Genomic DNA, 23,125 nt, shown 5'->3' with positions numbered 1-23,125 from the left:
AAGCGTCACAGCTGGTGCAGGTCGCGCAGCAGCTCGGACATCGCCACCTCGTCGACGGCACCCAGCTGGACCTCGTCCGCGGCGTTGCGCCGGTACCCGATCCGGCCGCGCGACACGACCAGGGCGCTCAGGGTCTGCTCCGGGTCATCACCGGGACGGCCGATCGTGAAGCCCGGCTTCAGCCGGACGTAGGCCCGCAGCCCGCCCGGCAGCGGCCGTTCGATCCACGGCTGGTGCCCGTTGTCCTGCGGCGTGGCCCGGGTCCAGCCGGACCGTTCGAGCCCGAGCACCCGCCCGGACGGCACGACCCGGCCGTCGAACGTGTCGAGCTGCACCGCCTTCGCCTCCGGCTGGGTGAGCGCGTAGGTCTCGCGGCCCAGCTGGGGGAAGGGCTGCAGCAGCTCGTAGTCGGCGAAGACGTCGGCCCACTGCGCCACGGCGGCGAGCCGCAGCGGGTGGGCGACCCCCACGAGCGCGCCGTCGGGCAGCGTGCACGTGTCGTCGTCGACGCCGGCGTACGAGCCGTCCTCCGCCACCCGGAACGATCCGTCCACTGTGGATCCGTCGGCCGCCGCCTCGAACGACCAGACGAGCCGCCGGGCGAGATGACGCACCAGGGGGTGACCGACGATGAAGGTGGCGAACTCGGGTGCCGTCCAGCGCCGCCTGGTCACCATCGCCCGCTCGAACCGGCGGATCTGGTCCCCGGCCAGGGTCCGCACGTCCTTCTTGAGCGCGCTGAACCGCTGGTACGCGGCCGGGCCCAGGGTGGCGTCGTCGCGGGCGCCCGGCTTCGGCAGTGACTTGAGCCGCTTGCCGTCCTCGTCGGCGACCGTGGGACGCAGCTGGTCGTCGAAGCCGACGACGAACCGGCGCGGCCCGTAGTCGAGCACCAGGCCGCCGTCGGCCCGCAGGCCGAGGTCCGGCACGAGCCGGTCGGCGAGCTGCTCGCCGGTCAGGCCGAGCCGCCCGGCGACCGCGTGCAGCATGCTCCGCGCCGAGGAGGCGAGCCCGGCGAACTTGACCTTCTCCGCGACGTCGTTGAGGTGGATGAGCGCCACGTCGGTGCCCAGCCCGGTCAGCACCGACAGCCCGGCGACCGCGCGGTGATGGCCACCCGTGCCGGGCCACACCTTGATGAGCGGCGTCAGCCGCCGGACCACGTCGTCGTCGCCGATCCAGGCCAGCCCGAGCATCGCCCAGGTGCCGGACGTCGGCATCCCGATCGACTGCCAGCGCTGGAACAGTGCCCAGCCGAACGCGGCCAGGGACGCCCGGTCGCAGGCCGCGACGACCTCGTCGAGATCGGCCGGCGCCTTCCCGGCCATTGCCTTCCCGGTCCGGCTGAGCAGCAGGACGACGAGCCGCCGGGTGGCGTCGACCGGCAGGGCCCGGCCGCTCGACAGCCGCACCCGCGGCAGGATCGCGGCGTCGGCCCAGCCGGGCAGCTCCGGCAGCGGGCTGCGGACCAGCAGCGGCGCCGGGATCTCCCCGGGGTCGCACTCCGGCACCAGGGCGGGGGCCCACGCAGTGCCCAGATGCGGCCGGGCCAGTTCGAGCGCCTCGGGATAGCCGGTCGCGTACGCCTCGAACAGCTCGTCGTCCAGCAGGCGGATCGCCCGGACGGGAAAGCGCTGCCCCGCGTCGAGCAGGGCGAGCCGCACCTGCGGCTGCTCGGCGTGCGCGATCAGGGCCCGGAAGGCGTCGTCGTCCGGCAGGAGCGCCAGGGCGGTGGCGGTGCGTTCGCGTTGTTCGGTGTGGTAGGGCAGCAGCGTCCCCAGCAGCTCTGCGAGCACGGGGGCGAGCGCGACGCCCACGCCGTCGACGACCGTTGCCACGGATTCGTCGGACGCCAGCAACTGGGCCTTCCACGGAGCCGCGGTGAACCGGGACAGCTGGTCGGCGTCGCCGAGCGCCCACATGACGAGCGCTACCGAGTCTCGCGCCGTGGTCGCGGTGACCGCCGCGATGTCCTCGTCGACCCAGTCCCTGCACTCCGGCATCAGGAACGACGTCGCGGCCCGTGCGGGCAGGCCACGCGCTGAGCGTACCGTGGCCAAAACGTCGCGCACGGCGGCGTGATCCTCGTCGTTCGCCACGACGAGGTGGGCCCGGATCCGGCCGAGGATCGGCATCCACTCCAGGTTGGTTTCCTCGGCCGGCCGGCGGCGGCCGATCGGCTCGTCCGGGCGCAGCCAGCGCGCGCCGGGGTCGCCGACCCGCAGGTCGACCAGTTCGGCTGCGGCGACGGCGGCGAACACCGGCCCGTGGGTGGCGATCCAGGCGTCCGCGATCATCATGGTGTCGACGCGGGTGCCGGCGACGTGGCGTAGGACCTTCGCGGCGACCACCGCCGCGCCCAGCGGCGACGCCACCCCTTGCGCCGCCGCTCTCAGGTCCGGGTCGGTCTCGGGGTGAGCGAGGGACCCGGTGAGGTCGCCGGCCTTCGCGGCGACGAGGCGCTCGAGCTTCTTCGCCGCGTCCTTCGTCGGGAACGGCGCCGGGACGGCGACACCGCCCCGGCGCGGGTACAGCCACGACAGCCACGACGCAGGAAACCTCAGCAGATCCTCGTTGCGCACCGGCGGACTCCTCCTCGAACCGACCCTCAGATCCCGACACCCTAGTGCCCGGCTGGGTATCGTGTCCGGGTGGAATATCGCGCGCTCGGCCGGTCCGGTCTGATGGTCTCCGTCCTCACCATGGGCACGATGACGTTCGGTGGCAAGGGTGGCTTCGCCGCCGTCGGCGCCACCGACGTGCCGGAGGCACGCCGCCAGGTCGACCAGTGCCTCGACGCCGGGGTGAACCTCATCGACACCGCCGACGTCTACAGCGACGGCGAGTCGGAGCGCATCGTCGGCGAGGTCATCAAGGGGCGCCGCGACGACGTCCTGGTCGCGACCAAGGTCCGGATGCCGATGGGGCCCGGCCCCAACGATGCCGGGCTGTCCCGGCAGCACGTGATCGCCGGGTGCGAGGCGAGCCTGCGCCGGCTCGGCACGGACCACATCGACCTGTACCAGCTGCACGAGTGGGACGGCGTCACCCCGCTGCAGGAGACGTTCGAGGCCCTGGACCTGCTGGTGCGCGCGGGCAAGGTCCGCTACGTCGGGTTGTCCAACTACGCCGGATGGCAGCTGATGAAGGCGGTCGGCACCGCGATCCTGCACGGGCTGCCGCGCCCCGTCAGCCAGCAGATCTACTACTCGCTGCAGGCGCGCGACGCGGAATACGAGCTGATCCCCGCCGCCGTCGACCAGCACCTCGGCGTCCTGGTGTGGAGCCCCCTGGCAGGCGGGCTGATGTCGGGCAAGTACCGGCGCGGGCACCAGCCGCCGGCCGGTTCCCGGCACCTCTCCGACTGGGATGAGCCGCCGGTGTACGACCAGGAGAAGCTCTACGACACCGTCGAGGTCCTCGTGGAGATCGGCGCGGGCCACGGGGTGTCGGCCGCGCAGGTCGCGCTCGCCTACATCCTCGGCCGTCCCGCCGTGACGTCGCTGGTCATCGGCGCCCGCACGAGCGAGCAGCTCGCCGACAACCTCGCCGCCGCGGACCTGGTCCTCAGCGACGAGGAGCGGCGCCGGTTGGACGACGTCAGCGCCGTCAACCTGCTGTACCCGTACTGGCACCAGGCGAAGACCGCCCGGGACCGGCTCTCACCCGCGGACCTGACCCTGCTCGGCCCGCACCTCTAACCCTTGACGTAGGCGCGTTTCTCGGCGACCAGGCCGTCCCGGACGGTGAACAGGTCCACGCCGCGCACGTGCCCGCCGGTGTACCGGTAGTGCCACAGCACCACGACCCGGTCGCCGGCCTCGAACACCTCCTCGGCGGTGAACCGGGCGTCGGGGGAGTCCGCGAACAGCCGCTCCCACGCCGCCCGGACGGCGTCCGCCCCGACGTGCCGCTGCCCGCCGGGCGGGGCGGTGTCCTCGAACACGCAGTCGGCCGTCATCGCCCGCATGATCGCGTCGACGTCCTTGGCGTCGAACGCAGCGTTGAACCGTTCGACCGCGGCGAGGGCGTTCACGGCTGCCGCCCGAACATCGCCAGGAGCGTGTGCGTCGGCCCGGCGCCGGTGGGCACCACGCCCCGCGGGCCGATCAGTCCGGCCTGCCGGTAGGCGTCCTCGGTGCCCTCGAACCAGGCCAGCACCGCCGCGACCGTCTCCGGGTCGAGGTCCGGGTCGGCGCCGAGGGCGCGGCCGAGGTCCCAGGCGTGCACGAGGTGATCGGCGGTGAGCTGCATCGCGTACTCGTGCCCCGGCACGTCACCGAACGACAGGTGCACGATGCGCTCCATCGCCCCGGCCGCGGCGACCGCTTCCCGCGCCGCGGCCGCGGCGTCGAGCGGGTCACCCGCCGCGACGTCGCCGACCTCGGCGACGGTGCGGCCGGCGAACAGCGGCACCGTCCACAGGTCCTCCTCCACGACGTGCTGGACCAGGGCCCGCACGTCCCAGCCCGCGCAGGGGGTCGGCGCCGTCCAGTGTCCGCCGATCGCCCGGACCTGCCCGGCGAACGCGTCCGCGGCCCGCGCGTACAGCTCGGCGACGGTCGGCTCACTTGGCATAGTTGGACGCTCCCCACCAGTCGACGACCACGACCGGCTCGTCGCCGACGACCCACGCGTCGTGCCCGGACGGCAGCGCCGTCACCTGCCCCGGCGTGGCGTCGAACTCGCGGCCGTCGCTGGTGCGCACCCGCAGTGTCCCAGACACGTGGTACTGGAAGTGCGGGGCCTCGCACCATTCGGTGCCGGCGAGCGGCCGGACGTCGGTCGACCAGCGCCAGCCCGGTTGTAGGGTGAGTCGACCGATCTCGGTGCCGTTGATGTGCACCAGGTCGGCGCGCCCGTTGGGGAACTCGCGCGTCTCGGCCGGGTCGGCGAAGTCCCGCAGTTCGTAAGCGTCGCTCATGGTGTCCTCCATTCGTCGGTGGTCGTTGCTGACGGTAGGGACGCGACCTGGCAGAAACCTGGCGGTCCCGTTCGCTTTCGTTTGGGGGTGGTGATCGGGGTGGGGGAGGTGCGGCTGCACCTGCTGGGCCGCTTCCGGGTGCTCCGCGACGGCCAGGAGGTCCCGCCGGCCGCGTTCGCCGGCCGCAAGGTCCGGGTCCTGCTGCGGATCCTGGCGACCCGCCGCCCTGACCTCGTCGCCAACGACGTCCTCGCCGCGGCGCTGTGGCCCGACCGGCTCCCGGCCGACCCGGCCGGCAACGTCAACGTCCTGGTCAACCGGGCCCGTCGGGCGCTGGGCGACCCGGCGCTGGTGATCACCGGCCCCGGCGGGTACGCCCTGGGCCAGTGCCGCCTGGACATCGCGGAGTTCCTCGACGCGGTGACGGCCGCCCGCGACCACGCGGCCGCCGGCGACCCCGGCGCTGCGCTGCGGTCCGCGACGGCGGCCCTGGCACTGTGGGCGGAGCCGCTGCCCGAGGACGCCTACACCGACTGGGCCCGCGGCGCCCGGGAGCGGCTGACCCGGGCCTGGGTCGACGTGCTCGAGGCCGCCGCAGGCGCGGCGTCGGCGCTCGGTGACCACGTTGCCGCCGCCGGGTACGCCGCCGACGTCGTCGCCGCCGAGCCGCTGCGCGAGTCGGGTGTCCTGCTGCTGGCGCGGGCCCTCGCCGCGCGGGGTGACCGGGCCGGCGCCCTCACCCAGCTGGACCGGTCGCGCCGCCGGCTCGCCGAAGAGCTCGGCGTCGACCCGTCCGCCGAGGCCGCCGACCTCCAGTTGCGCCTGCTGCGCGGCGACGCCCCGGCCGCCGCGGCCGGGCCCGGCGCCGGCGGCGGCTCGCCGGTCCCGTCGGCCGGTGGGGCGGTGCCATCGGCCAGCGGGGCGGTGCCGTCGCGGCTGCGGTTCGTGGGGCGGGACGACGCCGTCGCCCGGCTCCGGCGGGTGCTCGCCGAGGGCGGGATCGCGGCCGTCGGCGGCGTCGCCGGCGTCGGCAAGTCCCGGCTCGTCGCCGAGGCGCTGCGCGGGTGGACGGCGCCGGTCATCGCCGCGAAAGCGTTCTCACCCGAACGGGCCGAGGCCTGGGGGCTGGCCCGGTCACTGCTGCGCGAGGCTCTCGCCGTCGACGACGCCGTCGCCCGGTCGCTGCCACCCCGCATCCGGGAGGTGCTCTCGACGCTGCTGCCCGAGCTCGCCGAGCTGTCCACTTCGGACATCGGCGCCGACGGGGAGAGCCGGCGGGCGCTCCTGCTCGCCGGCGGGCTGCGGATCCTCGAGGCGGCGACCGGTGACGGCGCCGTCCTCGTCGCCGACGACGTGCAGTGGGCCGACCCGTCCAGCCTGACCCTGCTCGGCTCGGCGCTGGCGCGGCTGCCCCGGCTGGCCGCCGTGCTCGTGTTCCGCTCCGGGGAACTGCCGGCGTCGGTGCTGGCGGAACTGCGCGACGTGCGGCCCGTCACCGACATCACCCTCGACCCGCTCACCCCGGCGGCCGTGGCAGGGCTGGTCGGTGACCGTACCCTCGCCGCGGCTGTCGTCGACAGCACCGACCGCACACCGTTCGCGATCGCCGAGGTGCTGCGCGAACTCGTCGCGCTCGGCGCGGTCCGGGTGGACGCGACCGGCTGGTGCGCCACAGACCCTTCCGCGGCCCGGCTCGCGGCGCAGCTCGGACGGGCCGGGCAGCGCCGGTCGGTGCTGCGGCGGATCGAACGGCACGCCGCGGGCACCGAGGTGCTCGCCCTGGTGGCGCTGCTCGCGCGGGAAGCGCCGGCCAGGACTGTCGCGGAGGCCGCCGAACTGCCGCACCGGGCGGTCCTGGACACGCTGTCGGCGCTCGCGGAGGTCGGCCTGGTCCGCCTCGGCGAGGACGGCTGGGCCGCCGCGCACGATCTCGTTGGCGAGACCGTCGTCGCGCACCTGACCCCGGCGCGGCTGGGCCGCCTGCACGGCCTGCTCGCCAGGGCCCTGGAAGCCGAGGACGCGGATCCGTCCGAGGTCGCCCGGCATCACCGCGAGTCGGGGGACTCGGCGACCGCCGCCGCCTGGTATGAGCGCGCCGCCCGGGCGGCGCTGCGCGGCCACGCCACGCACGAGTCGGTCGCGCTGTGCGACGCCGGTCTTGCGCTGCACCCGCGCGGCCCGGCGCGGGGCACGCTGTTGGAGCTGCGGGCGGACGCGGGCGCGGTGCACGGGGCGCACGCCGCGGCCGAGGCCGACCTGCGCGCGGCGCTGCTCGCCGACCCGGCGGGCCCGCGGGCGCGGCGCCTGGCGAGGCTGGCGATGCTGACGTTCGGCGCGCAGAACCCGCGCCGGGCCGCCGAGCTCGCCGAACTGGCCCTCGTGGAGGCGACCGACGACGCCGCGATGCGGGCGTTCGCCCTGGACACCGCGGCCATTCTGGACATGAACCTCGGCGAGCCGGCCCGTGCCGCCGCCCGTGCCCAGGCGGCGTTGGAGCTGTACCAACGCCTCGGCGACGCGGGCGGGGTCGCGCGGATCCTCGACGGCCGGGCGATGGCCACGTTCCTGGACGGCCGGATCGGCGCGGCGGTGGAGCTGTTCGACCGGGTAGCGCGGTCCTTCGGCGACGCCGGTGACCTGCTGCGGGTGGTGACGCCGCGCTCGACCCGCGGGCACGGGCTCGTCTTCCTCGGCCGGCCCGCCGAGGGTCTCACCGACGCCGCCGAGGCGCTGCGGCTGGCCAGGGACCTCGACGCGGCGGAAGGGCAGGCGTATGCGCTGTGGCACCGCAGCGAGGCACTGTCGGCGCTGGGCCGGCCCGACGAGGGTCTCGCCGACGCTGCCGAGGCGTTGCGCGTCGCCCTGGACGCCGGCCACCGCGGCTGGACCGCGACCGCTCACCGCGCCCGCGGCATCGCCCTGCAGGTGCGGGGATTGCTGGACGAGGCCGCGGCGGCGTTCCGGGACTCCGCGGTGGCGGCCGGGTCGGACCTGACCCTGTTCGCGTCGTGGGCGGCGGCGCGCGGCGCGATGTGCGCAGTCGCGCTGGGCCGCCTCGCCGACGCGGACCGCCTCACCGCCGAGGCCCTGGCGACCGGCCCGGCGCTCGGGCACTACGAGGCCCGGCTCGCCGCGGTGGAACTCGCGTCCGCCCGCGGCGATGCCGGCGTCACCCGCCTGGCGGCCGGCGCGCTCGCCGCCGCCGAGGCGGGCGGCCACGCGGCGTCCGCGGCCCGGCTGGCGGAGTTGTCGCGGAATCCGTCCGGCGACGTCAGGCGCTCGTGAGGACCTGGCGGAGCTTGGCGGCGAACTCGTCGGGTTTGCCGGCGTAGCCGTGCTCGCCGCCGAGGAAGCCGCCGTGGTGGCTGGGGAACACGGTGGCGTCCTGGCCGAGCAGCGCGGCGGTGGCGATGGCGGTGCGCGCGGTGTAGGTGCCCGCCGACTCCTCGCCGACCGCGATCACGATCCGGGTCGGTGCCGCGGTGAGCGCGGCCGGGTCGGGGCGGTAGTCGGTGACGGCCCAGGAGCGCTTCGACAGCAGCGGGTCGTCGCGGGTGCCGTCGTCCTCGGCCGGCATGCCGAACATCGCCGGGTCGGGCGCGGGCTGGGCGAAAAACTCCTCGGTGAACTCGCCCTGCCAGGACGTCATCACGATGAACGCGGCCATTCCCGCGCCCCACCCCTTGGCCTCGTACGCGTCGTTGAAGAATGCCCGGGCGCGGTCGGCCCCCACGGCGTCGGGGAGCGCCGAGCTGATCGGCGGCTCGTGCGCCACGAGCGTGGCGACGTCGGCCGGGTGGGTCGCGACCAGTTCCAGGCCGGTGACCGCGCCGCCGCTGCTGCCGAACACGTCGACCGGGCCGGTGCCGAGCGACGTGATCAGCGCGTGCAGGTCGGTGGCCTGCTGCTGCGGCGTGTTGTCGGTGCCGCCGTCGGTGCGGACGCTGCGGCCGAGCCCGCGCGGGTCGTAGGTGACGACCGTGCGGTCCGGGAAGAGCTCGGCGAGCGTCGCGAAGCCGTCCGCCGCCATCGGCTGGCCGATCATGAGCAGCAGCGGCTGCCCGTCGGCCGGCGGGAGCGGGCCGCGCACGTCGTAGACCAGGTCGACACCGGGCAGCGCGAGGGTGTGTGTCTGCGTCATGCAGCCGAGCCTACGACGCCGCACCCGCGTCGCGGGGATGCTTCGGCTGGTCGGGGACGGTGAACGTCAGATGTCCACGTCGATCGAAATGGTGCCGGTGTCCACGGTGCAGATCTCGGTGGTGCCGCCGGCCATGGTGAAGTCGACGTTGTACGGGTGCTCGGCGCCGCCGCCGTCGGTGAGGGTCAGGTTGGCGACGCCGGTGCTGCCCGGGGTGTGCTGCGACGAGACGAGCTTGATCTTCCACGGCCGCTGCAGGCCCTCGAAGTCCGTCTTGAGCTGGTCCGCGGTCAGCGGCTTCGCGGGCCGGGCGCCGGTGCACCAGTGCGCCGCGGCGGCGGTGTAGTCGGCGCGTTCCAGCTCGCCGAAGAGGCCTTCGACGGCCACCTTGATGCGCTTGCCGTCGCCGTCCTCGAACGGCTCGGCGACGCAGCCGGCGAGGGCGAGGGTGAGGCAGGCGGTCACGGCGAGCTTGCGCATCATGCCCGCCACGGTAGGTGCCGGCGGCCCGCTGGTGCGTCGGGCCGCCGACACCTGCCGTGCGGCGTGGATCACCGTGCGTTTTCGATTACCGCAGTGGCACGTCCACGTAGGACCCGCCGGCGACGGTGACCGAGCCGCCGAAGGTGTTCGCGTCGTAGTACAGCGGGTCGACCGTGTCCACGACGAGGGTGAGCGAGTGCCCGGCCGGCACGTCGTACGCGGTCGCCTGCAACGCCACGTCGACGCTGCGGCTGCCCCCTGCGGTGCCGAGCCAGCTGACGGGGGCGTGCGTGATGAGCTTGGCGTTACCGAGGCTGTCGAGGTCGTAGAGGTACGCCACGACGGTGCCCTGGGCGGCGGTGCCCGTGAGGTTCAGGTGCACCTTCGGGATGCCCCGGATGCGCTGGACAGTCGACGGGCGGTCCGAGGCCCAGACCCCGGCCCGGAGGCGGTCCACGGTCGGCAGCCAGATCTGCGGCAGGATCCCGGTGAGCGCGGCGGCGCCGTTGGTCAGCAGCACCACCCCGCCGTCGGCGGTCGTGTTCAGGTCGGACGGGAGGGTCTTGCTCCAGCCCGTGGAGGGTGCGCCGCCGAGCAGTCCGGTCCCGTCATACCAACGGATCTGGCCCAGTCCGTACCGGCGGACGCTCCCGTTGAGCGAGGACCAGGCCGGGTAACTCTCCTGGCCGGCGTTGTGCGGTTTCACGAGCACCGGGGGTTCCGCGCCGATCCCGGTATCGACCCCCGCGAGGTACTGGTCGAACCAGCGGTAGGCGCTGCTCCACACGTCGTTGGGCAGGCCGATGACGCCGGTGAGCTCGGCGATGGCGTGGTCACCGGGCCGCAGCTCCAGGCGTTTCGGGCCGGCCAACCGGCCGTAGAAGTCGACCAGCTGATTGGGCGGGAAGATCGAGTCGCCCCACGAGTTGGCGATGAGCACCGCCGGGCGGTTCGCGTTGATCGCGTCGAGGTAGGTCGCCGCGGAGCGGACGCCGGCCCACGCCATGATCTGCGCGACGTTGCGGTTGGCGTTGAAGTCGTCGAGCTTGCCGGTCAGATCCGGCCCGGCGTTGCCGAGCAGCGCGGCGGCGAGCTGCAGCAGCCCGGCCGACTGCTGGTGGCGGGTCTGGTCGCCGTACAGCGAGTACACCAGGTCCGTCCAGCCGCTCATCATGACGACCGCCCGGATGCGCCGGTCGAACGCCGAGCCGAGCAGGCTGATGCCGGCGCCGTAGGAGATGCCGGCCGCGCCGATGCGGGCCGGGTCGGCGGCGGTGTTCGCGATCGTCCAGTCGATGACCGCGGACAGGTCGGCCATGTCCTTCGGCCCGGCGGTGTCGATCTCGCCGCCGGAGGACCACCAGCCGCGTGGGGTGTAGGACACGACCACGTAGCCGCGGCCGGCGAGGGTGTTGGCCTGGGCGATGTACTCGAGGTCGTTGAGGCCCCAGCTGGCGGGGAAGACGATCGCCGGGTAGCGGCCGGCGGCGGACGGGGCGATCACGTTGGCCTTGAGCACGACACCGCCGGAGCCGGTGATGTCGACGAACCGGAAGCCGGTGGTGGCGACCGCGGTGCTCACTGTGCCGGCGGTGGCCGGGCTCGGGCCCACCACGGTCAGGATGGCCGCGGCGAGCACGGCCAACAGGACAACGGACAGGGGTGTTCGGCGCTTCGCCATGCGCACTCCTCTGGGGGCTTCATCAGGGCGGGTGCCTTGGTGGCGGGAGCGTAGGAGTGCGTACCGAGAATTTGAAGTTCATGACATTATCGTTACTTGCCGGTAACATGTGTGGTCCCGCTGTTGCTTGGAGGGGGTGGCCGGTGCTGTACGGAGCCCAGACGCCGCGTCGCCGGGACGCGCAGCGCAACCGCTCGGCCATCGTCGAGGCGGCCACCGAACTGATGCTGGGCCGGCACACCGCCGTGCTGATGCCGGAGATCGCCCGGCGGGCCGGGGTCGGGCAGGCGACCATCTACCGCCACTTCCCGGACCGGCAGGCGCTGACCGCGGCCGTGGTCGCGCACGAACTGGCCCGGCTCGAGGCATACGTGGCCGCCAACGCCGACCGGCCGGCCGCCTTCCGGGACCTGCTCGCCGAACTGCTGCGGACCCAGATCGCGATGCGGCCCCTCGTCCTGCACGTGCGCCGCCTGGATCGGCAGACGCGGGACCGGTACCAGCAGCGCATGATCACCACGCTCACGGCGCCGTTGCGGCGGGCCCAGCAGGCCGGGTACGTCCGCGCCGACCTCGCCCCGGCCGACCTGGCCCTGCTGTGCACGATGATCGAGGGTGTGGTGGAGTCCGCCGACGACTCCGCCGCGACCCGCTCCATCGACCTCATGCTGGAGGGGGTCTGCATCGGGGAGCCGGTTCCTGCCGCCGAATGACCGCCATGATCGGCATGGCCGGCGTGATCCTTCCGAGCGCTGTCGCTCGATTTTTTGTCGGTGGGCGCCGCTATGGTGTTGCCGTTCGCCGGTGCACCCCGGGCAGGCCGCGACCCAGGAGACGATCATGAGTGCCGAGGACGCGCTGGTCATCCCGGCGGCGTGGAGCGCCGCCGCCTACCCGCGGCGCGGTGCGGTCCCGGTCGGCTACACGCCACGGCCGACCGCCGTCACCGAGACCGCGCACGTGCTCGGCCTGCACCGCGACGCGATCCTCGCCGACCTCAGGCGCCAGGGCGTGCCGGATGACCTGGCCGACGCCGGCCGGGCCTGGCTCACCGGTGACCCCGGCCGCACCCCGCTCGGCGCCGCCGTCGTCGCCGGACTGCTCTTCGTCCGGCTCAGCTGGCGCGAGACCGGCTGGGCCGGCTCGATCGCCGACGGCTGGATCACCGAGCACGGCGTCGACTTCGCCGCCCGCGCCTACCTGGAGCTCGCCGGCCTGGACCTGGGCCGGTATTTCACCGGGCACCCCGCCACCGCCCCGCGCCGCCGCGGGCCGTCCGCCGTCCCTGACAGCTCGCGCTCTGACGGGACCACACTGGTCCGAGCCGCGATCGCCGGCGCGCCCGAGCAGGAGTATGCCGATGTCGTGCGCGTGCTGGAGGAGTTCCGCGGGGGTGTGGCCCACCAGCGGTTCACCGCCACGTTCCTCGACCCGACCAGGCCCGGCTGGGTCGAGGAGGACATCGCCGCCCTCGCCACGGTCCCCTGGCACGGCACCGCCGCGAACAACCTGCTGACCTGCGTCACCACCGCCGAGCAGGTCGACGCCCTCGTCGCGGCGGCCGGCGAGCTCGACCGGTTCGGCCATGACGCCATCGTGTATTCCCTGGTGCACGGTGCCGGCAGCGCCGCGCTCGGCCCGCTGCTGGCGTGGCTCGACCATGAATATGCCGACGCGGACGTCCGCCGCACGCTGCTGCCGATCATCGCGGCGCTGCCGACGGACGCGGCGTTCACCGCGTTGCTGGAGCGGATCGACCAGCAGTATGTGCCGGCCACCGTCGTCGAGACGGCGGGCCGGTTCCCCGCCCGGGCGGTGCGGCTGCTCGCCGTCCACGCCGGCCGCCGGGTCGTCGCCGAGCTGCTCCGGCCGCACGTCGCCAGGCACCGCAAGCTCGCCGAGACGGTGCTGCCCGAGCTGCCGGCCGACGCGGCCCGGCGCATCACCACAGTCATCGAGGCGATCGACGCCGTGCGGGAGGCGCCGTTGGATGCCCTCCCGCCGGTCCTGGTCAACCCGCCGTGGACCGGCCCGCGCAAGGCGTCGCCGCAGGTCGTGATCGACGGGCTCACCTGCACCGACGGGCCGTCGTCGGTGTGGGCGCCCGGTGAGCGCGACGCCTGGCGCGGCGGCTCGACCCACCTAGCGCAGTTCTGGCGGCGTGCCGTCGACGTCGACTCCGGCGCCGCCTGGATCCGTCGCGGCAACGCCGCCCCGGTCTCCGCGGTCCACTTCTTCCTGGAGGCGCCGGAGCCCGTCGCGGCCCCGCTGCTCGCCGAGTGGCGCACCGACCGGCTCGGCGACAACGCCGCTGACTGGCTGCGGCTGCTCGTCGCCCGGTTCGACGCGGCCGCGTATCCCGTCGTCCTCGCCGTCGCCCGGGAGGCACCCGCGGAGGCCGCCAAGGCGATGCTGCCGGTCGCCGGGCCGGACCTGGCATTGCTGGTCGCGGACTGGTTCCACCGGGTGAAGCCGCTGCGCGCCCGGGCCCGGGCCTGGCTGCTGCGGCACCCGGCGGCGGCGGCCAGGGCCCTCGCCCCCGCCGCGCTCGGCAAGGCGGGCCCGACCCGCCGGGTCGCCGGGCTCGCCCTCGCGGCCATCGGCCGGGCCGGTCACCGCGACGCCGCGGTCACCGCCGTCGCGGACGCCCACGGCTGGCCGGCCGCCGACGCGGTCGCCGCGCTGCTCGACGCCGACCCGCTCACCGTGCCGGTGGCCCGGATGCCGAGCCTGCCGGACTGGGCCGACCCCACCGTCCTGGCCCCGGTCCGGCTGCGCGACGGCAGCGCCGCGCTGCCCGCCACCGCGGTGCGGCACCTGCTGCTGATGCTCGCCATCAGCAAACCCGACGAGCCGTATGCGGGCATCGACCTCGTCCGCGAGGTGTGCGACCCGGCCGACCTCGCCGAGTTCGGCTGGTCGCTGTTCCAGCAGTGGCTGATCCTCGACGGCCCGTCCAAGGGCGCCTGGGCCTTCGACGCGCTGAGCCTCATCGGCGACGACGAGACCGTCCGCCGGCTCAGCCCCCTGATCCGCACCTGGCCGACGCAGAACCTGCGGGCCCGCGCCGTTACCGGCGTCGACGTCCTCGCCCGCCTCGGCTCCGACCTGGCCCTGATGCACCTGCACGGCATCGCCGACAAGGTGAAGAACCGCTCGGTCCGCGAGCGCGCCGCCGAGCGCCTCGCCGACGCCGCCACCACCCGCGGCCTGAGCCCCGAGCAGCTCGCCGACCGGCTCGTGCCGGACCTCGGCCTGCGCGCCGACGGCGGCCTGGTGCTCGACTACGGCCCGCGCCGGTTCGTCGTCGGCTTCGACGACCAGCTGCGCCCGACCGTCGCCGACGAGGACGGCAAGCGCCTCAAGTCCCTGCCGAAGCCGGGCGCCCGCGACGACGCCACCCTCGGCCCGGCCGCGTACCAGCGCTTCAGCGCCCTCAAGAAGGACGTCCGGACCATCGCCGCCGACCAGATCCGCCGCCTGGAGCGGGCCATGGTCCGCCGGCGCCGCTGGACGGCCGAGGAGCTGCGCGAGCTGTTCGTCGCCCACCCGCTCGTGTGGCACCTCGCCCGCCGGCTGGTGTGGGCCGGCTACGCCGACGACGGCACGGCGCACACCGCGTTCCGGATCGCCGAGGACCGCACCCTCGCCACCGTCGACGACGACCCAGCCACCCTCGACCCCTCGGCGACCGTCGGCATCGCCCACCCGCTGGACCTCGGCGCCGACCTCGCCCGCTGGTCCGTTGTCTTCGCCGACTACGAGATCCTGCAGCCGTTCCCGCAACTCGGCCGCGAGATCCACGCACTCACCCCGGCGGAGCGCACGTCCGTGACCCTGACCCGCTTCGACGGCCTGGCCGGCCCGTCGGGCCGCTTCATGAGCCTCGACCGCCACGGCTGGCGCCTGGGGCCGCCCCTGGACGGCGGGGGACAGTGCTGGGTGGAGCGCGACCTGGCCGGCGGGCACCTCGTGATCGCCGAACTCCATCCGGGCATCGCCATCGGCGACCCGTCCCTCACCCCGCAGCAGACGATCCGCGACGTGCACATCGTCGCGGCGGGCGACGACCCCCAGTCCACCGACCACCACATCCCGTTCGCCGTCCTCGACCCGATCACCGCCTCAGAGGTCCTCCGCGACCTGCACCTCGCCACGGCGTAACCCCACTCCGCCCGCCGCGACCCACCGGACCCGCCACGCGCGGCGCCACGTGCCGGCGGGTTTCCGGGATCGCGGCGCGGCGTGGGGTGCCGGCGGACTGCCCGTCGGCCGCTGATCGTCGAGCGACCGGCGACGCGCGGTCCTCCGCGGCTGTCGGCCCTGCGTCCGCGGCTGTCGGCCCTGCGTCCGCGGCTGTCGGCCGGGCGTCTGCGGCTGTCGGCCGGGCGTCTGCGGCTGTCGGCCTGCATCTGCGGTGCGAGGCAGACGCGGGGCTGGCGGCCCCGCGTCTGCGGCGTCGGCCTGCATCTGCGGCTGGCGGCCCCGCGTCTATGGCTGGCGGCCCCGCGTCTGTGGCTGGCGGCCTGCATCTGCGGTGCGAGGCAGACGCGCATCCTGCGCTGCAGATCGGCACCGGGCGGGCTCGCGTCCGCTGGCGTGTGGTGCGGACGCTGGTCCAGACACGGCCTTTGGTCGTTGCCGGAGTGTGCCGAACTTCGGGCGCCCGGAAATCGGCCGAGATCGCGTTGTCGTGTTCCGGGTTCGGCTGCCCGGGCTCTTGCCAGGCGGCCACGGGACGACTTCGAAAACCTCGCACATGATCGAAGGACGCCGATGGCCGCCCCGACGACCATCCGGCTCCTTCGATCTGTGCAGGGTCCTGTCCAGTGAGTGGCGGCGCGACAAGCGGAACGATTTCCGGGTCAGCGAGCCTGTTGCGTTTTGGCGGAAAACCGTCTCGTCGACGATCGCCGCGCCCCTCGACGGCCGCCGATTGGCGGCGCCCGGCCCGCACAGCCGTGTTTCTCTCAGCACGGAACGTGAGACGGCCATTTCGCAACAGGCTCCAGCTGCCCAGGGATCCTTCCGGTTGTGGGGAATCCGGCCACGACGCCCGCGTGCCCAGCGCGCGGTCCGGTGCTGCCGGGGTCCGGATCAGCCGCTTCGCCCGCGTGTTCCGCGCCGGGAGTGGATCTTCCTGGTGATCGAAGTCGCGGGCCGGCTGTCCGCACAGCCCGTGCGCGACTTCGATCTGTGAGAGCTTGTGTCAAGCGGGTGATGGAGCGACAAGCCGAACGATTTCCGGGTCAGGTGCCCGGGGATCCTTCGGGTTGTGGGGAATCCGGCGACGTCGCCGCGTGCCTGCCGCCGGATCCGGCACTGCCGATGTCCAGACCAGCCTCGTTGCCCCGCTTGTGTAGCGCCGGGAGCGGATCTCCCGGTGATCGAAGTCGCGGGCCGGCTGTCCGCACGGCCCGTGCACGGCTTCGATCACGACCGGCAGTCTGTCTCCGGCGGTCGGCTGTCGGCTGTTCGACTACGGTCGAAGGTGTCCATTGTGGGGCGGCGAAAGAGTGGGTCCCTGCCGCAGAATGAGCGGCGTGACCATCGTGGACCCGCCCGGTATCCCGTTCCACCGGCTTGCCCGCACCCCCGCGCACCGCTGGTGGCGCCCGATCACGGGCACGCTGGTCGTGGCGGCGGCCGGGTTCGGGCTGATGATGGCCGTCTACAGTGTCGCGTCCGTCGCGGGCAGCATCGCCGGCCGGCCGAACGACGAGGACGGCCTGTTCTCCTTCGGGGCGATCGGTAACACCGCGCTGGACCTGCTGGTGCTGGCCTCGATCATTCCGTGCGTGCTGTTCGCCGTCTGGTGGGGGAAGGTCCGGTCCGTGGGCACCGTCTCGTCGGTGCAGGGCCGGCTGCGGCTGCGCTGGCTCGGCGTGTGCCTGCTGGTGTCGGTGCCGGCCGTGGTGTTGATGGTGGTCACGACGGCCGTCCTGTTCGCCGTGACCGACCCTGGCGGCGGCGAGGAGGAGGCCGGCGAGTGGGTCGGCGCCAGTGAGTTCACGGTCGCGGTGCTGATGCTGCTCCTGCTGGTTCCGTTGCAGGCGGCCGCGGAGGAGTACCTGTGCCGCGGCTGGTTCCTGCAGGCCGTCGGAGCGTTCGTGCGCGCGCCGTGGCTGCCGATCGGGGTGCAGGCGCTCATCTTCGCCGCGATGCACGGGTTCGGCACCTCGTGGGGGCTGGCGGAGGTGATCTGCTTCGGCGTGGTCACGGGATGGCTGGCGGTGCGCACCGGGGGCCTGGAGGCCGGCATCGCCCTGCACGCGGTCAACAACCTGGTCGGGATGGGCATCTCGGCGGCCTTCGGCGACCTCGCGAGCACGGAGACCGCCGCGGACGCGCCGTGGCAGATCTTCGCCGTCGACGCGCCGATGCTGGTGGTGTACGCAGCGGTGATCGCCTGGCTGGCCCGCCGCCGGAACGTCGTGAACCTCGCCCCACCACTGCCGCCCGCGCCGACCGATTCGTCCACGCCGTTCGACCCGCCCGCACCGGACGACCCGCCCGCACCGGATGGGCCAGCCGCGCTGGTTGGGCCGGCTGCGCTGGTTGGGCCGGCTGCGCTGGTTGGGCCGGCCGGGCCGGATGGGCCGGCCGCGCCGGACGGGCCGGCTACGGAGACGGTGCCGCAGCCCGCCTGAGCTGGGACCGGAGGCCGTCCGGGTGGTCGACGGCGCTACCCAGCCGGGACCGGTGCCTCCGCCGGCAGCAGGCCGGCCGCCTTGAGCGACCGCCACAACCCGGCTGGCACCGGATGGGCGAGCAGCTCCGCGTTGGCCGTGACCTCGTCCGGGGTACGGGCACCGACGAGGACCGCGGCCACCGCCGGATGACCGAACGCGAACTGGATCGCCGCGGCCAGGGGCGGCACGTGGTGCTCGGCGCAGACGGCGCGGACCGCCCGCACCCGCTCCAGCAGCGCGGCGGGCACGTTCGGATAGCCGTACGCGGCGCCGGATCGCGGCTCGGCGAGCAGCCCGGCCTGGAATACGCCCGCCGCGAACACCGCCACCCCCTGCCGCGCGCACAACGGCAGGAGCTCGGCGAGACCGGTCTGATCCAGCAGCGTGTACCGCCCGGCGAGCAGCACGCAGTCGGGGCCGGGCGCGGGTGCCTCCCGCAGGAACCGGGCCGCCACGTCGGCGTGGTTGACCCCGAGCGACACGGCCCGGATCACGCCCGCGGCCCGCAGGTCGGCCAGGGCCTGGTACGCCTCGGCGAGCGCCACCGGATAGTTCAGGTCCGGGTCGTGGATGTGCAGCACGTCGACGCGGTCCAGCCCGAGGCGCGTCAGGCTGTCCTCGAGGGAACGCCGCACCGCCTGCCGGGTGTAGTCGAGGCGCGGTCCGACGCCGGGTGGCGGGTCCGCCCAGATGTCCTGGGTGTCGGTGCCGTCGGGTTCGATGAGGCGGCCGACCTTGGTGCACAGGACGTATGCGTCGCGGGGACGGGGCCGCAGGGCGAGTCCCGTCCGGAACTCGGATCGGCCGTACCCGTACACCGGCGCCGTGTCGAACAGGCGGACGCCGAGGTCCCAGGCCCGCTCGACGGTCGCCGCCGCGTCCTCGTCGCTCACCGGTGTGAACAGCCCGCCGAGCGACGCCAGTCCCAGCCCGAGCCGGCTCACCGTCAGCCCGGTCCGCCCCAGCGGGATCATGTCGTCTGCGCGCACAGCACGAGCATGCCGGATGCGCGGCCCGGTTACGCTGGCGGGATGTCACGCGTCGTCGTCCTGCCGGACCGGGGGACGCTGCTGGTGGGCACCGACCTGCACGGCAACCTGGCCGACTTCCACGCGATCGTGCGCCGCTTCGTGGAGCTGGGCACCGAGAGCCACCTGCTGTTGTGCGGCGACCTGGTCCACGGGCCGGCGCTGTCACCCGACGCGTGGCCGGACCACCTGGGCTCGTACTACACCGACGCGTCGGTCGAACTGCTCGACGAGGCATGGCGGCTGCAGCAACGGTTTCCCGGCCGGGTCCACTACCTGCTCGGTAACCACGAGCACGCGCACCTCGGCGGTCCCCGCCTGGAGAAGTTCCACCCCGACGAGGCCCGCCATCTCGAGGACACGTACGGGCCCGGACGGTTCGCCGAGGTGAGGGACTGGCTGGCCGGCTGGCCCCTCGCCGCCGTCGCGCCGGCGGCGGGCATCGTGTTCACGCACGCCGCCCCGCACGCGGTCATCGACGGGGCGGCCGACCTCGAGGCGGCGCCGCTGGCCGGGCACGAGGACGTCCCGCTGCACGAGATGGCGTCGCGGAGCGTGGTCGGTGCGCTGCTGTGGGCCCGGACCACGAGCGCGGACCGGGCGACCGCGTTCCTGCGCGCCCTGCACCCCGACGCCCGGGTCGCGGTCTTCGGCCATGACGTGATCCGGGAGGGCCACCTCGTCGAGCACGAGCCGCTGCTGTGCGTCTCCACCAGCTTCGGCTGCCACGACGGCGACAAGGTGTACCTCGAATGGGACCTCGCCGTCCCCGCCGGCAGCGCGACGGCCCTCGCCCGCGCCGGCCTGCGCCGGCTCCACCCGGACGCGCCACCCGTGCACCGGCACGGCTGACCGCACAAAAGAGCCGCAGTGCCCACAAAAACATCACCGGTGTACACCAAGGGTCAGGTCGGGCTCAGTGCCAGTGCGGCGGCCCGGCCGGTGCCCTCGCACAGGACCGGCACGGCCCGCCAGTCCGCGAGCGAGCATGGATCCACCGGCGATTGTCCACAGAGGACATAGCGCCCGGGTGTCATCGCGGCGTGCCGGCCCGGCAGTGCGGCCAGGCACCGCCGGTGCGCCTCCTCAACCGTGCCCGGGCCGCCGGCGACGTACGCGACCAGCGGTGCACCGTCCACGGACGCGAAGACCCGGCAGGCAGCCGGTGCTAGGGCGTCGTCGACAAGCCGCTGGACCTCGGCGAGGTCGACCCAGCAGCGGTCGACACGCAGCCAGCCCGCCGGCCGCTCGATCGGTGGCAGGGCGAGCGCCGCGACGATGCCGGCGTGGTCGAGGTCGCCGGCGGCCGCGGCGACGAGAAGCCGCTCCAGGGCCAGCAGCAGCGCCGTGACCTCGGCCGGTCCGACCCGGCCGGTGTCGCCGCTCCGCAGGCGGGCCACCAGCGCGCCGTCGACGCTGCCGAGGTCGAAGCGGAGCAGGACGTCGGTCGCCGGCAGGTCCACCCACTGGGTCTCCGTCGCCGCGGCCCGCCCGATCTCCCGCAGCGGCCGCGGGGCCGGGGCGCGGGTGTCCATGACGACGCTGTTGAACACCGGCTCGAACGACGGCGCCACCCCACGGTCCGCGGTGATGCGGATCGAGTGCTCATGCTGGCGGTACACGTCGTAGGCGCCGTGCAGGCCCGCCTGCAGGACCGCGCCGAAGCAGCGCCGCACCAGGGCGTCGAAACCCGAGTCGCCGACCTCGACGGTCAGGAACGTGGACTGCGCCAGGGTGCCCACGTAGCGGAGCAGGTCGGACTCGAACCGGTTCGCCGAGAGCGTGACGAAACTGCAGGTGGCGTCGCCGGTACGGCGGGAAAGCAGCGCACAGAACGCGGCCAGGACGATGGCCGGGCGGCTCGTGCCGGTGCGGGCCGCGACGTGCTCCAGCGCCATTGCCGCGGCGGTCGAGGAGATGCCGCAGGCGCCGGAGCCGCCGCCGGGTCCGGTGCGCGGCCCGGCGTACGGGTGCGCAGGCGCCTCCCGCAGCGCACGCTCCCAGTGCCGCAGCGCCGTCTCCATCCGCCGGCGCCGGGCCGGCCGGGCCTCCAGCACGGCCCGGTCGAGGGGCTGCGGCCGGGGTTCGCCGGGCACCCGGGCGGCGGGGTCGCGGATCAGCTCGGCGAACTCGGCGTCCAGCACCGCCAGGGCCTGGAAGTCCGCCACGATGTGCGAGCAGACCACAACGGCGGCGCTGACGTGCCCGTCGCTGACGGCGACCGCGAACCGGACCGGCGGCGCCGCGGCGGGATCGAACGGCTCGGCCCGGCACAGCGCGACGAGCCGCGCGGCGTCGGGTCCTGAGTGGACCCGTAGCGGCAGTGTGCCGGACGCGAGGACGTGCTGGACGCCGGGGTCGCCGAGTTGGTACGTGCTGCGCAACCCCTCGTGCCGGCACAGCAGCACCTCGAAGCAGTCGGCGACGTCCCGGACCGTCGTGCCGGGCGGGACGGCGAAGGCGTGGTCGAGGACCGCGGCGGGCGCGTGCGGGACGTCGAGCAGCCACTTCGCGATGTTGCGCTGGCCGGCGGTGAGTGGCCCGGCTCCGGACCGGTGTCCCTCGAACCGTAATCGCACCATTTTCAGGTCCTTTCCACTCCGGCCGAATGCGGCGCACCGTCATCGAATCAACAAACTATGGCGCCGATCAATGAAAGTTTCAGTATTCCTTTTTCGAAAATGGTGCGGCGGGCCGCTGCCAGCAGGGCAGCCCCGGCCACCGCGGGAAATCCGCAACAGCCAAGGCGTTGCCGGACGGCCATTCCGTGATGCTGATCGGGTCCCCGCCGAACAATGTTTCGAAACGAAGGGTCTGCGCAAATGGACAAGAAACGCAAGCTGGCCGCCGCCGGGGCCGGAGCTCTGGCCGTCGCCGTGGCGCTGGGCATCGCGTCGACCGCGGACGCCGCCGCGTCCACGCTCGGCGCGGCCGCCGCGGAGCAGGGTCGGTACTTCGGCACGGCGGTCGCGGCGTACAAGCTCAGCGACTCCGTCTACTCGGGCATCCTGGACCGCGAGTTCAACATGGTCACGCCCGAGAACGAGATGAAGTGGGACGCGACCGAGCCGTCGCAGGGCTCGTTCTCCTACGGATCCGCCGACCAGATCGTGTCTCACGCCCAGTCGCACAACCAGCGGATCCGCGGTCACGCCCTCGCGTGGCATTCGCAGCAGCCGGGCTGGGCGCAGAACCTGTCCGGGACCGCGCTGCGCAACGCCATGGTCAACCACGTCACGCAGGTCGCCACCCACTACAAGGGCAAGATCTATGCGTGGGACGTGGTCAACGAGGCGTTCGCCGACGGTGGTGGCGGCGGGCGCCGCGACTCGAATCTGCAGCGCACCGGCAACGACTGGATCGAGGTCGCGTTCCGCACCGCGCGGGCCGCCGACCCGGGCGCGAAGCTCTGCTACAACGACTACAACACCGACGGGCAGAACGCGAAGTCCAACGCCGTCTACGCGATGGTGCAGGACTTCAAGTCCCGCGGCGTGCCGATCGACTGTGTGGGGTTCCAGTCGCACTTCAACTCCGCCAGCCCCGTACCAAGTGATTATCAGGCGAATCTGCAGCGGTTCGCGAACCTCGGCGTCGACGTGCAGATCACCGAGCTGGACATCGAGGGCTCCGGCAGCACCCAGGCCGAGAACTTCCGCAAGGTCACCCAGGCCTGCCTGAACGTGAGCCGCTGCACCGGCATCACCGTGTGGGGCATCCGGGACAGCGACTCGTGGCGGGCGTCGGGCACGCCGCTGCTGTTCGACGGCAACGGCAACAAGAAGGCCGCGTACACCAGCACCCTGGCGGCGCTGGGTGGCGGAAGCCCGACGAGCAACCCGCCGGTGAGCAGCAGCAGCTCGGCGCCGCCGAGCTCGCAGCCGCCGATCCCGTCGGGTGGCTGCACCGCGACGGTGTCGGTGAACCAGTGGCAGGGCGGGTTCGTCGCCACCGTCCGCGTGACCGCCGGCGCCAACGGCACCAACGCCTGGGCCGTCACGCTGCCGCTGCCGTCCGGGGCCACCGTCACCAACTCGTGGAACACGAGCCGGTCGGGCAACACGTGGAGCAACGTGTCCTACAACGGCCGGATCACCGCCGGGCAGTACACCGAGTTCGGCTTCCAGGCCACCGGCACCGCCGGCACGCTGAGCCCGACCTGCGCCGCGAGCTGAG

Annotated in this window: 16 protein-coding genes; 7 read left to right on the top strand and 9 right to left on the bottom strand. The window is 73.9% G+C overall.

Annotated elements, in window-relative coordinates; all coding sequences use genetic code 11:
* Window positions 1-5: 5 nt before the first annotated feature.
* A complete protein-coding gene (locus ACFPIJ_RS14350; RefSeq protein WP_380115308.1) occupies window positions 6-2,582 on the bottom strand; it encodes a DUF4132 domain-containing protein in 2,577 nt (858 codons plus the stop codon).
* 69 nt (window positions 2,583-2,651) lie between these two features.
* Between ACFPIJ_RS14350 and ACFPIJ_RS14345 the strand changes: the two genes are divergently transcribed.
* Window positions 2,652-3,701 carry an aldo/keto reductase gene (locus ACFPIJ_RS14345; protein ID WP_380115307.1) on the top strand — a complete coding sequence of 350 codons (1,050 nt, stop codon included), beginning with the start codon at window positions 2,652-2,654 and terminating at the stop codon, window positions 3,699-3,701.
* Here the strand turns inward: ACFPIJ_RS14345 and ACFPIJ_RS14340 are convergent.
* The 3 genes from ACFPIJ_RS14340 to ACFPIJ_RS14330 are packed head-to-tail and all read right to left on the bottom strand — an operon-like array spanning window position 3,698 to window position 4,924.
* A complete protein-coding gene (locus tag ACFPIJ_RS14340; protein WP_380115306.1) occupies window positions 3,698-4,036 on the bottom strand; it encodes a nuclear transport factor 2 family protein in 339 nt (112 codons plus the stop codon). The two genes, ACFPIJ_RS14345 and ACFPIJ_RS14340, sit on opposite strands and share 4 nt — an antisense overlap.
* A complete protein-coding gene (locus tag ACFPIJ_RS14335; protein WP_380115304.1) occupies window positions 4,033-4,578 on the bottom strand; it encodes a TIGR03086 family metal-binding protein in 546 nt (181 codons plus the stop codon). The genes ACFPIJ_RS14340 and ACFPIJ_RS14335 overlap by 4 nt, the downstream gene beginning before the upstream one ends.
* Entirely contained in the window at window positions 4,568-4,924 is a 357-nt protein-coding gene (locus ACFPIJ_RS14330) for a cupin domain-containing protein (RefSeq protein ID WP_380115302.1), read from the bottom strand. Before ACFPIJ_RS14330 ends, ACFPIJ_RS14335 begins: the two co-directional genes overlap by 11 nt.
* Before the next feature lie 87 nt (window positions 4,925-5,011).
* On the opposite strand from ACFPIJ_RS14330, the gene ACFPIJ_RS14325 reads away from it, so the two are divergent.
* The gene (locus tag ACFPIJ_RS14325; protein WP_380115301.1) at window positions 5,012-8,209 is read left to right on the top strand and encodes an ATP-binding protein; all 3,198 of its coding nucleotides are present in this window, start codon (window positions 5,012-5,014) and stop codon (window positions 8,207-8,209) included.
* Here the strand turns inward: ACFPIJ_RS14325 and ACFPIJ_RS14320 are convergent.
* The 3 genes from ACFPIJ_RS14320 to ACFPIJ_RS14310 all read right to left on the bottom strand — a co-directional run bounded on the left by ACFPIJ_RS14320 (window position 8,196) and on the right by ACFPIJ_RS14310 (window position 11,229).
* On the bottom strand, window positions 8,196-9,065 hold the full coding sequence (locus ACFPIJ_RS14320) for an alpha/beta fold hydrolase (RefSeq protein WP_380115300.1): 870 nt from the start codon (window positions 9,063-9,065) through the stop codon (window positions 8,196-8,198). The genes ACFPIJ_RS14325 and ACFPIJ_RS14320 overlap by 14 nt on opposite strands.
* Before the next feature lie 66 nt (window positions 9,066-9,131).
* Window positions 9,132-9,548 carry a hypothetical protein gene (locus ACFPIJ_RS14315; RefSeq protein ID WP_380115299.1) on the bottom strand — a complete coding sequence of 139 codons (417 nt, stop codon included), beginning with the start codon at window positions 9,546-9,548 and terminating at the stop codon, window positions 9,132-9,134.
* An 85-nt stretch (window positions 9,549-9,633) separates the two neighbouring features.
* A complete protein-coding gene (locus tag ACFPIJ_RS14310) occupies window positions 9,634-11,229 on the bottom strand; it encodes a CocE/NonD family hydrolase (RefSeq protein ID WP_380115297.1) in 1,596 nt (531 codons plus the stop codon).
* A gap of 143 nt (window positions 11,230-11,372) precedes the next feature.
* Here ACFPIJ_RS14310 and ACFPIJ_RS14305 point away from each other — a divergent pair, with 143 nt between their 5' ends.
* The 3 genes from ACFPIJ_RS14305 to ACFPIJ_RS14295 all read left to right on the top strand — a co-directional run bounded on the left by ACFPIJ_RS14305 (window position 11,373) and on the right by ACFPIJ_RS14295 (window position 17,879).
* Window positions 11,373-11,942 (top strand): TetR/AcrR family transcriptional regulator, encoded by a 570-nt coding sequence (locus ACFPIJ_RS14305; RefSeq protein ID WP_380115296.1) that lies wholly within the window; start codon window positions 11,373-11,375, stop codon window positions 11,940-11,942.
* A gap of 127 nt (window positions 11,943-12,069) precedes the next feature.
* Window positions 12,070-15,393, top strand: coding sequence for a DUF4132 domain-containing protein (locus ACFPIJ_RS14300; RefSeq protein ID WP_380115293.1), 3,324 nt, complete (start codon window positions 12,070-12,072; stop codon window positions 15,391-15,393).
* Window positions 15,394-16,772: 1,379 nt separating this feature from the next.
* On the top strand, window positions 16,773-17,879 hold the full coding sequence (locus ACFPIJ_RS14295) for a CPBP family intramembrane glutamic endopeptidase (protein WP_380115292.1): 1,107 nt from the start codon (window positions 16,773-16,775) through the stop codon (window positions 17,877-17,879).
* A 35-nt stretch (window positions 17,880-17,914) separates the two neighbouring features.
* On the opposite strand, the gene ACFPIJ_RS14290 is transcribed toward ACFPIJ_RS14295, so the two are convergent.
* Window positions 17,915-18,910: an aldo/keto reductase gene (locus ACFPIJ_RS14290; protein WP_380115290.1), complete on the bottom strand. Its 996-nt coding sequence runs from the start codon at window positions 18,908-18,910 to the stop codon at window positions 17,915-17,917.
* 42 nt (window positions 18,911-18,952) lie between these two features.
* On the opposite strand from ACFPIJ_RS14290, the gene ACFPIJ_RS14285 reads away from it, so the two are divergent.
* Window positions 18,953-19,801 (top strand): metallophosphoesterase, encoded by an 849-nt coding sequence (locus tag ACFPIJ_RS14285; RefSeq protein ID WP_380115289.1) that lies wholly within the window; start codon window positions 18,953-18,955, stop codon window positions 19,799-19,801.
* Window positions 19,802-19,854: 53 nt separating this feature from the next.
* Here the strand turns inward: ACFPIJ_RS14285 and ACFPIJ_RS14280 are convergent, their stop codons facing one another.
* Window positions 19,855-21,531, bottom strand: coding sequence for a condensation domain-containing protein (locus tag ACFPIJ_RS14280; protein WP_380115288.1), 1,677 nt, complete (start codon window positions 21,529-21,531; stop codon window positions 19,855-19,857).
* Window positions 21,532-21,771: 240 nt separating this feature from the next.
* On the opposite strand from ACFPIJ_RS14280, the gene ACFPIJ_RS14275 reads away from it, so the two are divergent.
* Window positions 21,772-23,124 carry a glycoside hydrolase family 10 protein gene (locus ACFPIJ_RS14275; RefSeq protein WP_380115287.1) on the top strand — a complete coding sequence of 451 codons (1,353 nt, stop codon included), beginning with the start codon at window positions 21,772-21,774 and terminating at the stop codon, window positions 23,122-23,124.
* Window position 23,125: the final 1 nt, after the last annotated feature.

The sequence above is a fragment of the Dactylosporangium cerinum genome, from assembly GCF_042653625.1.
Classification (GTDB): Bacteria; Actinomycetota; Actinomycetes; order Mycobacteriales; family Micromonosporaceae; genus Dactylosporangium; species Dactylosporangium cerinum.
The sequence above is the reverse complement of the archived record's forward strand: the minus strand, read 5'-3'. Positions and strand labels throughout refer to the sequence as shown.

What these genes read in the sequence shown, in the direction of transcription:
- ACFPIJ_RS14335 (WP_380115304.1), bottom strand. Translation starts at nt 4,578, where the DNA reads ATGCCAAGTGAGCCGACCGTCGCCGAGCTGTACGCGCGGGCCGCGGAC.
- ACFPIJ_RS14330 (WP_380115302.1), bottom strand. Translation starts at nt 4,924, where the DNA reads ATGAGCGACGCTTACGAACTGCGGGACTTCGCCGACCCGGCCGAGACG.
- ACFPIJ_RS14320 (WP_380115300.1), bottom strand. Translation starts at nt 9,065, where the DNA reads ATGACGCAGACACACACCCTCGCGCTGCCCGGTGTCGACCTGGTCTAC.
- ACFPIJ_RS14315 (WP_380115299.1), bottom strand. Translation starts at nt 9,548, where the DNA reads ATGATGCGCAAGCTCGCCGTGACCGCCTGCCTCACCCTCGCCCTCGCC.
- ACFPIJ_RS14310 (WP_380115297.1), bottom strand. Translation starts at nt 11,229, where the DNA reads ATGGCGAAGCGCCGAACACCCCTGTCCGTTGTCCTGTTGGCCGTGCTC.
- ACFPIJ_RS14300 (WP_380115293.1), top strand. Translation starts at nt 12,070, where the DNA reads ATGAGTGCCGAGGACGCGCTGGTCATCCCGGCGGCGTGGAGCGCCGCC.
- ACFPIJ_RS14285 (WP_380115289.1), top strand. Translation starts at nt 18,953, where the DNA reads ATGTCACGCGTCGTCGTCCTGCCGGACCGGGGGACGCTGCTGGTGGGC.
- ACFPIJ_RS14280 (WP_380115288.1), bottom strand. Translation starts at nt 21,531, where the DNA reads ATGGTGCGATTACGGTTCGAGGGACACCGGTCCGGAGCCGGGCCACTC.
- ACFPIJ_RS14275 (WP_380115287.1), top strand. Translation starts at nt 21,772, where the DNA reads ATGGACAAGAAACGCAAGCTGGCCGCCGCCGGGGCCGGAGCTCTGGCC.